Genomic DNA, 14565 nt, shown 5'->3' with positions numbered 1-14565 from the left:
GGGTTGAATCTCACGGTGTGACATGCGACGTGCAACGTGCAACGTGCAAATCAACAAGACGGCTTGAAGTCCGCGGCGAGCATTTCCGGGCCGGGGATGGCCATTTTTTCTCGACCAATCGACCTTCCCGACCACTTCCCGCCGCAATCCCAAGTTTCTGATCGGACCTGCGAGGCAAGCAAGCTGACAGCAGTGCGGGTGCCTGCATTCCTCGATTAGAACCAGTGATGGGCCCTCCGCCGATTGAGGACCGAAAACTTGCCGCCGTCGGCCTGCATCCCAATTAAAACTTGTGAGTTATGCCGACACGCAGGTCCGCTTGAGTGCTTGATAGCGACGGGGTGGTGAACCAGCCCAACTCTGGATTAACTCCGGCTGAGGCTTTCACAAAGTCGCCGGAGATGTAAAGCGTAGTGCGCTTCGAGGCGAAATACTGAAAGCCCGCCGATACTTGGTTCCACGTATGGCCTTCAAATGTGTCGTGCTGATACCCTCCGAGCAGCTCCAGCGACGGCGTGAAATTGTATGTCGCCCCGCCTTCGAAGACGTGCATATAAGACGTCATATTGCGGTAGACCAATTCGGTATTGGTGAAGTTGGCCATCACGGTCAGCTTCCCGAACGCGTAGCTTCCACCGATTCCCATGATGTTGTATTTATTCAGCACGAACGCGGTGTTGAGATCCTTTTCAACGTTGTTCGTCACCGTGGCTACAGTCTGACCGAAAAAGACCGGCGTCCCCAAGCGGTTATACGGATCGATGGAATATCCAGGAAGGGAGGCGTACGCCACCCCAACGTGCAGAGGACCATTGATATAGTTGCCGCCCGCTTCCCACGCGCTGCCAGTATGGAAGCTACCTGCGACATTGCTGAACGAATACATCACGCCAGCCTTGAAGCCGCCGATCCGTGGCGAGGTGTATTTAACGGCGTTCGGCAAACGCGTGCAGCTCATGCGGTCAATATCCCCCTGATGGATACCGTATCCGCTTGCGTAAAAGCTGACGTTATAGTCACAGAGGTAATCCGAAATACTGTCGTACTGGTCGCCGATGGTCAACTTGCCCCACTTCACGCTATCAAGACCGACCCAAGACTGGCGGCCGAATATGGCCCCGCCGTTATTCGCTTTTCCGGTATTGATGTTGAATCCGCCTTCCACATCAAAAATGGCTGAGAGTCCGTTACCAAGGTCCTCCTGCCCCCTGAATCCCCAACGGTTGCCGTGGGCGATTCCGCTATCCATCTTGAAGTTCTTGCTGCCGCTTTCGTTTGAGACGTACGTGATGCCGTCATCGATCAAGCCATACATCGTCACGCTGCTTTGCGCGTGAGCAACACCAACTGCTGACGTCAACCCGCACACTGCAACCATCGCCGCGACCCGCTTTTTCATTGTCGAACTCCCTGTTAAGTAGTTATCCTGATCGAATGTGCTTGGCTCCAGTTTCGAACAATGGCCCTCTGTTAGCGCCTGGATCATGTGATGTTTGCGCTGAAGTCCCGCTGGATAGGATGAAACGAGGATATGTTTGAAAATATAAATGTACAATCGCTTTTATGTTATTGAACATAAATTAACAACATGCTTCTTTGGGTGCTCCACCAGGCCGCCCCATTGTCACCAATCGGATGCATGAATCGAGAATGCGATCACAATCGGTGCACATCGCGACGCTTGCAACATCTCTGCAGACGGCGCGATTTGTGTAAGTAGCGAATGAATGTACAATTCATATTTTGTTATTGAACATTCGGGGACGACATGGACGTTGAGAGTTTCGTAAAGCAAGTCAGTGCCAGAACAATGCGAGGAATTGCATTGACGGTGGCCGACCTCATACGCAGTGGAGCAATTCCCATTGGTACGCAATTGCCGCCGGTCCGCGAATTGGCCGAGGCGTTCGGCGTAAGCCCAGCGACAATATCGGGGGCCTGGAAACAGCTTCGCGCCTTTCGAATGGTCAGCGGCGGCGGGCGAACTGGAACATGGGTCCGTGGCGATCAGACTGCAATGCGCCCCTCACGGTACGAGGATTTCGCGAACTACGGCGAGAACGTTCTTGCAGATTTGCGGTTTGTTATTCCCGATCCGGCGCTGCTTCCTGATCCGCAGAAGGCGTTAAAGCAGGCTCATCTTGCCAAAAACCTTCACAGCTACGTCCGCGAAACAATCGCGCAGGAACTCAAGGACGTCGTGACGAAGGATTGGCCATACGAAAAATGTGCATTTACAGCGGTGAATGGCGGCTACGACGGCCTTCATACCGCGCTGCAAATGGTTGTCACCCCCGGTGCAACCGTCGCCATTGAGGACCCAACGACGCTACGAGTCTTCGACATTCTTGAAAAACTCGGCGCTCGCACTATCGGCGTGGAATGCGATTCCCAGGGCCCGATTCCTGAATCGTTAGCCAGCGCACTGGAACAACGTCCGTTGGCATTCGTGTATCAACCCGGATCGCACTCTTTGACCGGGATGCGAGTCAGTCCTGCTCGCCTGAATCAAATGCGCAAGCTTCTCTCTGGTACCACTACGACGCTAATCGAGATAGATGGGATGGCTGGCCTGGTAAGCGCCCGGCCGTTGAGCCTAGGTACCGCCTATCCCGAGCGCACAGTGCACATTCGCACCTTTTCAAAATCGCTTGGAACGGATTTTCGGCTCGCAGTGCTATCGAGTTCTGAGAAGCTTGCCGATCAGATCCAGGCGCACAGGAACTTTCGGGAAGGTTGGACGAGCCGATTCCTGCAACGCGCCGCAGCAGCGCTTCTCACCGATCCCGAATCACTGCGTCAAGTTGCTCACGCCCGAAAAATCTATGCCCAGAGGCGCGATGCATTGGTCGATGCGCTCGCTGAACGCGGCATCAAAGTAAGCGGAGAAGACGCATTGTGTATATGGCTGCCTGTCGCCGATCAACAATATGCCTTGGTGACGCTAGCCGCGCGAGGGATTGCCGTTCAGCCGGGTTCGCGTTTTCAAGTCACGCCGCGAGCACACATCCGCGTTGCGACAAGCATTGAAGTCGGCCAGATTGAGACGATTGCCGACGCCCTTGCGCAAGCAGCAGCAACGTCCGACCGGGTAACTTCCAGAGCATGATGGTAACGGACATTCGTGCTCCGGGGTTGCTCCCGGAATCCGATGACCCGGGGGGCTACAGCAGATCGCTGAATTGACTTTGAGTCTCCATGCTCCGTAGCGACGCGAAGAGCGTCGCAAGAGGCGCTTGTGCGCGATTCCTGGCACGCGTCTGTGCATCTTGGAGCTTCGCAAAAATATCGGACCAACTCGCCGGATCTCCGGGAGAGCCCCGAGGCACGTCGCGCGTCACCGTAAAACGAGTTCCGTCCGTCAAGACTACCTCTACCAAACCACTTTCTTCCTCGCCGGCCCAGGTTCTCATGTGGACCTTTGGCATGAGAAGGGCAATATCTTCTCGATCGAGCGCGGTCGTATCGAAATCGTCCAGTGTTATCTTGCCGCGCGCCAAGACGACAGCAACCGTGAAGTTCATACTAAACTTGGCTTCAATACCGGTCTTTGGATTGGGAAAGCGCAAATAGTCCGTGCATTCCTTTCGCACGAAACACGAGACGTGGGCAATCTTCCGAATATCGAGCGAATGGCGTTGAGAGATTTCGATTGCAGCGTCAATCGCGAGGTGAGTGCAACTGCAACAGGGATAAAGCTTCACTGCTAGCCCAGGTGTAAGTAGTTCCCATTCTTCGCCAAGCGCTGGCAATTCTATTCGATGCTTTGACCGGTCAGTCAGCGCGTCTAAAAAACCATGTGGAGCTTCCAAGATGTCGGCGCCTGCTGTGAATCCTCGCTCGGCGAGCGCCGCCGCGAGATACCCTGCCTGCGCGGCACGACCACAATGAAGAGTCTTGGTCATGGTGCCCGTGTTGCCAAGCAACCCACCGGCAAAAGAACATCCGATTGCTAGCGCTTGCTCCGTCTGACTCGCATTAAGGCCGCGCAAAGCGGCGGCGGCCGCCGTTGCGCCCAGTGCGCCGAGGGTTGACATCGTATGCCAGCCTCGACGGGTATGTGCTGCGCCGAGAGCACTGCCAAGCTTGCACGCAACCTCAACGCCTACAGCGTAAGCGCGAATCACATCCAGACCATTTGCATTCGTCATGCATGCGGTCGGCAATAACGCACTTACAATCGGCGCGCTCGGATGACCGTTCATCGATTGCTCGCTGGTGTCATCAAAGTCGTCCGCGTGAGCGCATACACCAGTAAGCATTGCTGCTAGCGACGGATCATCCCAACGGCCCAACCCTGGAACGATTACCCGAGCCTTGTCGTTGGATGGAGCTGAAACCTCAATGAATAAAGAGGCAGCTTGCGTTGACGACCCGGCGAGGATGCACGCCAACGTGTCGGCTATGTGCAGCTTCGCCCGTTCCGCAACCGTCAAAGGTAACGTTCGCTGATTCGAGACAAACTCAGATATCTGACGTGTAGTGGACATGTCCGGCATTCTTTACGTTACCTCCATTCCGGTTGTCCTGGTTTGTCACGCATGACCGACTATTGCCATCTGGCTTCGTTCAAGGTCTTATGCGACACGCTTCAAAAAGGACACAGTGCGCGCGTTATTTGATTGAGAGAATATCTGGTCGGGCGAACCCTCTTCAATGATCGCTCCCTTATCCATAACAATCACACGATCGGCAACTTCTCGGGCGAACCCCATTTCGTGCGTCACGACGATCATGGTCATTCCGCTCTTCGCCAGTTCTTTCATCACCGACAAGACCTCACCGACCATTTCAGGGTCAAGTGCACTTGTAGGCTCGTCAAACAGAACGATATCGGGCCTCATTGCAAGGACACGAGCAATGGCAACTCGTTGCTGCTGCCCACCGGATAGCTGAACGGGATATTGATCTCGCTTGTCCGCGAGGCCGACACGCTCAAGAAGAGCAATGGCCTCCCGGGTGGCTTCCTGTTTCGTCAACTTCAGCACATGCATTGGAGCTTCAATGACGTTTTGAAGCGCAGTGAGATGCGGAAAAAGATTGAAGCGTTGAAATACCATGCCCACACTTCGACGCGTCGCCGTTTTCTCTTTTTCGCTTAGACTTACTTTTTTTCCACCCACCGTTTTGCCGCTGACAAGGGCGCCGTTCACGAAGATATCTCCGTTCTGGATTTCTTCAAGAAGATTAATGCAGCGGATGAGTGTCGTCTTGCCTGATCCAGATGGACCGATGACAACGACCGTCTCCCTACTTTCTACTTTCAAGGAGACGTGCTCGAATACCGTCAAGCTTCCAAATGATTTGCTCACGTCGCGGAGTTCGATGGCGGGTACAGTCAAACCTTCGGCCATGTCAGACCTCCATTCCTGAAAGTGCGGCAGTTTTCGTGTCCAGCCTCTTGCCGCTCGTGCGCCGACTTAAGGAAAGCCGATTTTCAACCCATCGCTGGAACACCATCCACGCTCCGCTGAGCAATAGGTAATAAACCGAAATTGCACCATATGCCTCGAAGGTCTTGAAATTCCCGGACCGCAGGCTGTCGGCGACATGCACTAGCTCGGGAACAGCAATGACGCTCAGAAACGCCGTAGTCTTGAACATCAAATTGCATTGGTTACCCAGCGATGGAAGAATGGTGCGAAATGCCTGGGGAAGGATAATTCTACGCATGGCCAAAGCGCCTGACATGCCAAGCGCCTGCGCCGCCTCCTTTTGGCCTTGGTCGATTGATCTGATGCCGGCCCTTGTGATTTCGCTCATATATGCTGCTTCGTGCAAACTGAACGCTAGAATCCCGGCGACTATGCTGCCGCTGATCGAGAACAGCAGCGTGTGTATGGTCGAAGGGAAGAGATCGACGCCAAACAACGATGGTAGCCCGAAATAAATGAGGAACATCTGGACCAAAACGGGCGTTCCACGGAAAAACCAAACGTAGAAACGATTGAGTCCCTTGAGTGTTCCTAGACGGCTGCTTCCGAATAACGCCAGCACCAGCCCGACCAAAACACCTACGGTCATTGATGTCAGTGTGACTGAAATCGTAATCCACACCGCGTAGAGCAACTGTGGTGGTGGCGAAAACACCAGCTCAAGAAAGTAGTGCAGATCAAAGTTCAAGGATACTCTCCTGATACTGTCTTTTCGCTCTTACCAAAATCCACCGACGGGATAGGCAGCAGTGCACTATGGTGTGTCATATCAACCTGAAACCCCTTGAGTAACGCTTCTCCAGCGCTTCCTGTATGTATCCCCAGGCGGTCGTCAGCGCCAGGTAATAAACAGAGACGCCCAGGTAGACTTCGAGGGTCTTGTAATTAACAGACTGGACGGCATCAGCAATGAAAAGCATTTCAGGGACTGCGATCAAGTACAACAGCGAGGTCGCCTTCAACATGCCGTTGATCTGGTTTCCAAGCGGAGGCAACATGATCCGAACCGCTTGCGGCAAAATGATTCGTCTCATGACCAGTCCCGGCGTCATCCCAAGTGCTCTGCCCGCCTCCCATTGGCCGCTATCAATAGAGGCAATCGCGGCTCTGGCGATCTCGCTGAAGTAAGCAGCTTCGTGTAGTGCAAAAGCCGTAACTCCGGCGACGATTGCACCCCCAACTGAAATGAAGCCGAAGAGCTGAACGCTTTGGGGGAATAGATCGACATTAATTAAGTATGGAAGACCAAAATAGATAATAATTACCTGTACCAACAACGGCGTACCACGAAAAATAAAAATGTATCCGCTGTTGACCCATCGGATCGCACGCCACGGTGACACGCCGCAGATTGAAAGAAAGAGTCCTATCAGCACGCCGAACGCCATGGACACGAACGTCGTCAAAACTGTTGTCATCAACCCTCGTATTAGCGCGAGCGGAGGATGAAAAACGAAGCCGAAAAAATAGCCTACATCGAAGTGCATTTCGGCGGTCTCTTCGCTCTAGAGGGAATCGATGAACATTGCAATCCGACCTGATCTTACCGATACTTTTGTGTCGAACATCGCACGGATCAAGTTGGGCAGACGCCGCAGCCTCGTCGATATTTCAAATCAGGAACAGGGTTTTCCGTCGCGGCACAGAGTTATGAAACCATCCATGCCCCATTTCTTGCTCGACTGCTGAACGTAGCCGCTGTCAAAAAGGGAAATATAGGCTTTCCGCACGGCATCTTCTATCTGCGGATCGTCTTTGCGCATGACGATCCCGATTGTCAGCGGCTCGACGGGTAATCCGCCAACCTGGAAACGGCCGTTACTCAAGTGTTCCCAGTAGCCAATAGTCATTGCATCGCCAACGAAAGCGTCAACGCGTCCAAGCTGCAACTGATGGAACACCGTCGTGTTCTGCGGGTACGATTGGATTTCGATCGGGCTTTTTCCTTCGGATACCGCTTTGGTGCTTGCTGCTTTTAAAAGTCGCTCGGTTGTGCTCGACACGAGGACAGCCCCACGGTGGCCGGCCAAATCGTCGAAGGTTTTGAGATTAAGAGGATTGCCCTTCGGAACCATCAGACCCAAGCGCATGGTCATGTAGGTAACGAAGTTATAGCGAGCGACGCGAGTAGGACTTTTTGAGCTACTGGACATGACCGCGTCGCACTTTCCTGAATCCAGTGCGGCGAAAATGTCGGCAAAGGGATAGTTGATCACCTCCGTCTTCACGCCCATTACCGGACCGATCGCAGACATGATATCTACATTGAATCCCTTCGGCGTTGAACCGTCCTCGGCCAAAAAGCCAGCCGGTGGATCTCCCAGTTCAGTGCACATGACGATCTTTCCCGCCTTTGCGATTTTTCCCGGCGGTACGACCGTTTTCGCGAAGGTGGTCGGAAGCTTGACTTCATAAGCGGTTCCTATCGCCGCTTCAGCATGAGCATTTGTGGCCATGCCGGTTAAAACGGCGAAGCACAAGCTGGCAAAGATTTCGTTGAAGCGAACAATCATCGCGTTTCCCTTTCGTTGGATCGTATAACCCCGACTTGCCTGAGACTTTTCGAGTCCCGTGCTCGGGGGGCTTCGTTACCTTCGTTCCCTCGCTACCTTCGTCACGTTAGCCGGACCGATTACGTCCGCACCCAAGCCAATGTAGTGTTAAAGCTGACGAGTGACCGCTCGGCGAATGCACCTCGCTTCGCTTCGGCCGAGTCCCCGCCTGCCCGTGACTTGTCACTCAACCACCTATGCTATCTACGCCCGGTCGTCGCACCCGGCGACGATGTTTTAAGCAACACTTCATCACTCAACCAGCCCTGGCGACCTTGGCCTAGCGTCGGGTTCGACCCGTTCTCGTCTCGGCGAGCACCCGGTTTTCGAAGCAGCGCCGCTCGCGTTGTCGACCCATTGATCAAAGCATATGTTTATCAAAAAAAATGTACAATCGCTTTTTCGTTATTGAACAATGAGACAAAAATGGATGTCGACCATCTTGTTGAAAAGGTCAAATCACGCACGATGCGGGGGATCGCTGTGGAGGTTGCTGACCTGATTTGCAATGGCAAGATTCCAATCGGCACTCAGTTGCCGCCCGTTCGTGACCTCGCAGAGGCATTTGGCGTGAGTCCCGCCACTATTTCCGGAGCATGGAAGCAGCTGCGCTCATTCCGCATGGTGGGCGGAAGCGGCCGTACGGGGACATGGGTGCGCGGAGATCAGACAACACTTCGACCGGCGCGCTACGAGGATTTCGCGAATTATGGTGAAAACGTAGTAGCTGACCTGCGATTCGCGTCGCCCGATCCCACGCTACTGCCTGACCTAAATCGTGCGCTCAGCCGAGCACATGTAGTGCGGAATCTGCACAGCTACTTTCGCGAGTCGATAACGAGCGAACTGAAGAACGCGGTAGCGCCAGACTGGCCATACAAGACTTGCGTCTTTACGGCGACGAACGGTGGATACGACGCGCTCCACACTGCACTCCAGATAATGGTAATGCCCGGATCGGTTGTAGCCATTGAAGACCCAACGACCTTGCGCTTGTTTGACATCCTGGAGAAGCTAGGTGCGCGCACGATCGGCGTCGACTGCGATTCAGAAGGTCCTCTACCCGATTCGCTGGCCGCCGCCCTGGAGCAGCAGCCGGTCGCCTTCATCTATCAGCCTGGATCGCATTCACTCACCGGCACACGTGTTAGCCCGGAACGGCTAAGTCGGCTAAGCAGCCTGTTTGCCGGGAATGGGACGATGATTGTGGAGCTCGACGGCCTGGCCGGGCTAGCCAGCGCGCCCTCACTGTCGCTTGGCACGGTCCATCCACAGCGTACTGTTTATATCCGTACGTTTTCAAAAGCGCTAGGAACTGACTTCCGGTTAGCTGTGGTTTCGAGTTCTGGGAAATTTGCAGAACAGGTTCAAGCGCTTAGAAATTTTCGCGAAGGCTGGCCCAGTCGACTTCTGCAGTGCGCCGCGGCGATACTTCTTACCGACCGCGAGTCGTTGCATCAAATTGCCCGCGCTCGTGAAACATACGCGGCAAGACTCGCGCGCTTAACCGATGCGCTTACTGCGCGCGGGCTGCCGGTGCATGGAAAGGGCGTGTTATCTGTCTGGTTACCGGTACGTGATCAACAATACGCGCTCGTAACCCTCTCTGCTCGTGGCATTGCGGTACAGCCAGGATCACGGTTTCAAGTAACGCATCGGCCCCATATTCGAGTCGGTACGGGAATTGACGAAGATCAGGTTGGGCTGATTGCAGACGCACTAGCTCAAGCTGCCGGATCGTCTGGAGGTCAGAATTCTCCTCCGCCTTGATGCGCTCGACTCGCAACGATCAATCCGAGTGCGCTGCGCCGCAAAGGGCATCTGCCAAAAAGCGACGGCATATTACCGCTGCTTTTTGTTGATCGACCTCTTGGATGCATTGGTTGCTGAAGGAACATCCCGAATTCTGGATTATTTTTCTGCCGGCCCCGGTTTCGCCGCATTAGCCTTGCTTTCAGCATCCTGCAGATCTTGCGGATAGTTCGTCTGTTTGCCTTCCGGCTTGTAGCCTTTCTTCTTGAGCGTTTCAAGCTCCGCGTTCGTTTTAGCACGAGCGGCTTTTCGTGCGACCTTTCGCTGCGTCTTTGCTTTTTTCTTTGCGGTTGATCCCGACGATGCGGGCTCTTGAGCGAAAACGGAAGTCACAGGCACGGCAAGGCTTGTAGCTACGACAACTGCGCCAATCATGGCGAATCTGGGAAAAACAAACATTTTGTAATCCTATTTTTTGGAAGAAGTACTTTCCCCATGCAACATTTTGCGGTTAAGTGGTATTTAAGCGATGCGCCCAGGCCCTCTGTACGAAGCTAGCGGATATCGCTATTTTTGCATCCACCAGATGATTCAGTGGATGCAATACGCCGAACAATCATTCGAGACTGGCGTTTCTGTGGCGTCGATCGTCCGCTAGAACGATGTTGACTCCAACCTGCTGCTCACATCCATCGGTCGCCGTCAACGACGGTGCTTGTGCAACGCTTACGTTGGGGTTAGGTCGCGTCACCGCGTGCTGATTGGTAACCCGTGACCTGCACAACCGATAAGACGCGAATCGCTTGCCCCATGTGAATTATTCAGGAATCCAGCGGCCCGGGCGTTCCTGCCCATCTTTACTACGGTTATAGAACATGCCGAGATACCAGGGGAACATCTGATACGACCATGCACACAGACGATTGCCATACTTGAGGAACGCACGCAGGATCTGCTGAATCTCCTCTTTCGATTCGGCCTTCGCAACGGCCTCGCGCACCTCTCCAGCAAAGGCTTCGAGCTTCTTGAAACCGACCACTGACAGATAGTCCGAGTAAGGTACGTCAAGCTCGTTCAGCACTTGACTGAGTTGCTTCGGTTCCAACTTTCCTGCCAGCGTCAGAATTGGGTAAATGGTGTACATGATGTAGTCACGCAGCATGCCGTTCGCGAAATCCCACGCGCTGAAATACTGACCGTAGGTCCCTGCGTCAACCACTTCGCCCAAACGCAGCGCCCGGATTTCATCAGGTTCTGTCAGTTGGATGCGATCGGCTTCGTCGAGAAGTTTCTTCGCGATGGCCGGAAGGTTTTCTGGCACAGCAGGATGACCCGGGTGACCCTGACCTTCATGGGGAGTGACTTCGAGGAAGATCACGTCTTTTTCGAAGAAAAGGTTGTTCCATACTGCTTTGCCGACTGCCGGAAGCAGATGGCAAAATTCTGGAAGCACCTGACCCAGCACCGGCTGGGCAAGCGGTTCCGTGCCCTTGCCGTACTGTACCGACATCTTGTTGCCCGTCGACTGCGAATAGCGCAAACGGCCAATCGGACATTCTGTGATGAGTTGACGATGATGCACTGGCGCGCTGCTGACGACAGGTGTCCACGCGTACATCGACGCGCCAGATACAACTGGATGGGCTTGCGTGACCGTGAATGGCAATTGTGACCAAAACTCTTCACACAACTCCGGATTGCGCTCGTCATTCAGTTCAGCAACGACCTTTACGTTCAGTTGAGGCCAGGCAATATCAATCAAACGTCCCATTTAAAACACCTCTTTTAAAAAAACAATAAATTACTCAACCTACACAACCGTTTTCCACGGTCATGCGCTTTGTCCATCTTCACCACATCTGCAAGAAAAATGGCACATCAAATACGAGATGCAGGTGATTGGGCATGCGGCGTCTTTGCTAACGCTCAATCCGAGCGTTCAAATCGGACCGTTATTCACATGGGTGGGCTGTACTGCAGAGGCCCACTCCATCGGCAATGCCCCATGTCTTCGCGATCTTGAGCATTTGACCGTTCGCGTTCATGCGATCAATCGCAGCCTGAACGGCTTGCCTCAACTCTTCGTTGCCCTTTTGGAGTGCGATTGCCCACGTGACGGGGGGCACCGGCACACCCCCTACTTCGAATTTTCCGCGGCCCCGCGACTTGTAGAAGTTGATGTTCAACGTGTCGCTGGAGAAGGCATCCACGCGGCCTAGCGTCAGATCCTGAAAGGCGTCGACGTTCGTACCCAATTCGACAATTTCCATCGGCGGCTTTCCTGCCGCGATAAGCTTGTCGTTCATCGCATGGAGTACCTTCGAGTTACGGCTACCAAGCAATACGGCAACGCGCTGACCGGTCAGCTCTTCGTAGCGCGTCAGATGCTTTGGATTACCTTTCGGAACCAGCAGGCCTGATGCCACGCTCCAATAGTCAATCAATTCGTAGCGCTTCGCCCTGTCAGCTGTCTTGCCCAAGCTCGCCATGACCATGTCGCACTTGCCGGTATCAAGCGCTCCGAAAATTCCAGAGAACTGGAAGTTGCTTATCTCTGTCCTCACGCCAAGTTCGCGTCCGATTCCATTCATGACATCTACCTCTGCGCCCGACGGAGTGGAGCCATCGTCGGCAATTCCATCAGCGGGCGGATTCGAAAGATCGGAACAGAACCGAAGGATGTGCGTGGCCTGAATATCTGCGGGGACTTTAATTGTTTGAGCAAACAATACCGGGGAGAAAGCCACTGAAAATGCAGAACCCAAGGCAGTCAGGACGTTAACAGCTTGACGGATAGAACTGCTTGTAGACCGACGCATGGCGATATCCATAGGTTTATATGAGCAATGAAAACAGCCGACGCAAATTGCGCCTTGAGATCTAACACAAGGCGAGGCTATATAACAATTACATGCTTGAAACAGGCTTCCGCGCGGACCACAGCGTAGTCGGTATATCACCCCGATCCCTGACATCCATATCGTTAGGAATCCTCTAATATCAGACGACAATGACTGCGATAACGAAGTATTTATGTGGTTTTAGATTTCCAGACGCTTGGTGAAAGTGAGTGACATCGCGCAATCCATGACGTAAGAATATGCACAACAAAAAAAATGTACAATACTTATTATGTTACTGAACATAAATAGGCGCGCCGGGTTTTGCGTCATGAGAAACGGCGGGGAAAATGACCAAGGTCCGCCGACGCAAAGAGTTTGACCTAGCGAAAAAAGCTGGCTGACTGGCTCGCCAAGCACTGTCCTTGGAGCCGTAAAGCATCGGCCATGACTCATCCGGTTCGGCAATAACCGCCGTCAGCGGGTCGATGAGTGACCCGGAAGTCGACCCGAGATCACCTCAGTTTGTTTAGTTTGACGCGGTTCGCACTATGCTGTCGTCAACGCAAAGGCTGGGCAACCAAAAGATTTCATCGCATCGATTTACGACCGGAGCGAACCAAAGCCGGATTGCCGATGCAGATAAGAGGATTGCCGCTGCGTACACGGCAGCTGAAATTTGCCGATCGCATTACACGAAAGAAAAAACTCGCATTTAGAAAGGTTGTTTGAGAGAGTTCGAGCGCGCTGCCCGGGAAGGGCTGGAACCAGCGGCACGATGCGATATTCGTGGCTTGCACTCGGCACCCATTCCACTACTCGGAATGGGTGCATTGTAAATATGGTAAAACCCGCCGACCTAGCTTTAGCCAAGCATACCGAAGAGCGTGCATCGAGCGTATCGCATCACGCTTTAGCGCTGTCCCATACAACCGGGAACGCGTCGCAATCCAGAACCGCGCCATGCGCTGGCGCACCAACCTCAGGCAGCGGAGGCGATAACTTCCCTTTGCGTATATTTATGCGTGCGTCGTCGCCGGTCCAACGCGTGGTCAACACCCGACGTGCGGTGTTATATGGGTTTCCCGGTGCGCCGTGCAGCATCAAGCCATGAAATACCAACGCGTCACCCGGCATGACTCCCCAAGCAACAATGTTATGCGCAGCTCGATCCGCTTCGATATCCGGCAACAACTCCCAACACGGGTCATCACCTTCACGCAGGCTCCCGTCGATAAAGCGCTGCGGTCTATACCAACGATTGTCGCTATGTGAACCTGCTACGAATTCGAGCACCGCGTCGCGAGGCACCGGATCGACTGGCATCCAAATAGTGCAGAATTGCCAGCCGTCGACAGGGCTATACGGTTGATCCTGATGCCATTGAGTCGCTTTGCTGGTACCCCCTCTTTTGACCAGCGTGTGGTCGTGAAGAAAGTTGATCTTATTGGAACGCAGCAGTTGGGCGGCAACCACTCGCGCTGGCGAGTGACGTGCGAATTCCTCGAATTCGGGGATTCTTCGCCAGTTGTTGGCGTCCTGGAAGAACTGCTTCTTGTCCCCGTCCGCATAATTGGCGAAAGGACCAGGCTCCGCCAGATTGCGTGCGATACCTCGCTCGACCAGTCCAACCCAATCAGGGCTGAAGACATTACGCAGGCAAACAACACCGTCCTTGCGGAACATATCGATCTGTTCGACGTTCAACGTGGGTGACATGACTGCTCCTGATCAAAAATTTGAGGGCTAAGGCACCCGCCTTGAATACGCGCAACGAGGTTGCAACTGACCGCAGTGCTGGCCTCGTCTCGGCATGACGCGTCATTGCTAAGCATTTAATCTCATAGATTCAGGCATGCAGCCTCATTTACCACCTAATTGGGAGTGAACGCTATGAACAGGCTTGGGCTCATTCGCGTGCGGCAGCTCTCTACCAAAAGCGCATATTATGTTCATTTTTTTCATTTGTTCAATGATTTATATGTT

General features: G+C 53.6%; 12 protein-coding genes. 2 read left to right on the top strand and 10 right to left on the bottom strand.

Going from position 1 to position 14565, the window contains the following annotated elements:
- Positions 1–283: 283 nt before the first annotated feature.
- Positions 284–1399: a porin gene (locus HB376_RS20905; RefSeq protein WP_213765573.1), complete on the bottom strand. Its 1116-nt coding sequence runs from the start codon at positions 1397–1399 to the stop codon at positions 284–286.
- Between the two features lie 432 nt (positions 1400–1831).
- Between HB376_RS20905 and HB376_RS20900 the strand changes: the two genes are divergently transcribed.
- On the top strand, positions 1832–3109 hold the full coding sequence (locus HB376_RS20900; RefSeq protein ID WP_346730540.1) for an aminotransferase class I/II-fold pyridoxal phosphate-dependent enzyme: 1278 nt from the start codon (positions 1832–1834) through the stop codon (positions 3107–3109).
- A gap of 55 nt (positions 3110–3164) precedes the next feature.
- On the opposite strand, the gene HB376_RS20895 is transcribed toward HB376_RS20900, so the two are convergent.
- The 5 genes from HB376_RS20895 to HB376_RS20875 all read right to left on the bottom strand — a co-directional run bounded on the left by HB376_RS20895 (position 3165) and on the right by HB376_RS20875 (position 7948).
- Positions 3165–4490 (bottom strand): MmgE/PrpD family protein, encoded by a 1326-nt coding sequence (locus HB376_RS20895; protein ID WP_255631468.1) that lies wholly within the window; start codon positions 4488–4490, stop codon positions 3165–3167.
- Between the two features lie 87 nt (positions 4491–4577).
- Entirely contained in the window at positions 4578–5354 is a 777-nt protein-coding gene (locus HB376_RS20890) for an amino acid ABC transporter ATP-binding protein (protein ID WP_213765570.1), read from the bottom strand.
- Position 5355: 1 nt separating this feature from the next.
- Positions 5356–6123 (bottom strand): amino acid ABC transporter permease, encoded by a 768-nt coding sequence (locus HB376_RS20885; protein ID WP_213765569.1) that lies wholly within the window; start codon positions 6121–6123, stop codon positions 5356–5358.
- 76 nt (positions 6124–6199) lie between these two features.
- A complete protein-coding gene (locus HB376_RS20880; RefSeq protein ID WP_213765568.1) occupies positions 6200–6922 on the bottom strand; it encodes an amino acid ABC transporter permease in 723 nt (240 codons plus the stop codon).
- Between the two features lie 129 nt (positions 6923–7051).
- Positions 7052–7948 carry an ABC transporter substrate-binding protein gene (locus HB376_RS20875; RefSeq protein ID WP_213765567.1) on the bottom strand — a complete coding sequence of 299 codons (897 nt, stop codon included), beginning with the start codon at positions 7946–7948 and terminating at the stop codon, positions 7052–7054.
- A 465-nt stretch (positions 7949–8413) separates the two neighbouring features.
- Here HB376_RS20875 and HB376_RS20870 point away from each other — a divergent pair, with 465 nt between their 5' ends.
- Complete coding sequence (locus tag HB376_RS20870) at positions 8414–9757, top strand: aminotransferase class I/II-fold pyridoxal phosphate-dependent enzyme (RefSeq protein WP_213765566.1); 1344 nt, start codon at positions 8414–8416, stop codon at positions 9755–9757.
- 141 nt (positions 9758–9898) lie between these two features.
- Here HB376_RS20870 and HB376_RS20865 read toward each other — a convergent pair whose 3' ends face one another.
- From HB376_RS20865 to HB376_RS20850, 4 genes are all read right to left on the bottom strand, one after another.
- Positions 9899–10198: a hypothetical protein gene (locus HB376_RS20865; protein WP_255631467.1), complete on the bottom strand. Its 300-nt coding sequence runs from the start codon at positions 10196–10198 to the stop codon at positions 9899–9901.
- A 358-nt stretch (positions 10199–10556) separates the two neighbouring features.
- Complete coding sequence (locus HB376_RS20860) at positions 10557–11510, bottom strand: DUF3830 domain-containing protein (RefSeq protein WP_213765565.1); 954 nt, start codon at positions 11508–11510, stop codon at positions 10557–10559.
- A 181-nt stretch (positions 11511–11691) separates the two neighbouring features.
- On the bottom strand, positions 11692–12570 hold the full coding sequence (locus HB376_RS20855) for an ABC transporter substrate-binding protein (RefSeq protein ID WP_255631466.1): 879 nt from the start codon (positions 12568–12570) through the stop codon (positions 11692–11694).
- A gap of 915 nt (positions 12571–13485) precedes the next feature.
- Positions 13486–14286, bottom strand: coding sequence for a phytanoyl-CoA dioxygenase family protein (locus HB376_RS20850; protein ID WP_255631465.1), 801 nt, complete (start codon positions 14284–14286; stop codon positions 13486–13488).
- Between the last annotated feature and the right edge of the window lie 279 nt (positions 14287–14565).

Origin of the sequence: Caballeronia sp. dw_19 (assembly GCF_018449515.1) — a bacterium.
Lineage (GTDB): Bacteria > Pseudomonadota > Gammaproteobacteria > Burkholderiales > Burkholderiaceae > Caballeronia.
This window is presented reverse-complemented; position numbering and strand designations above follow the sequence as displayed.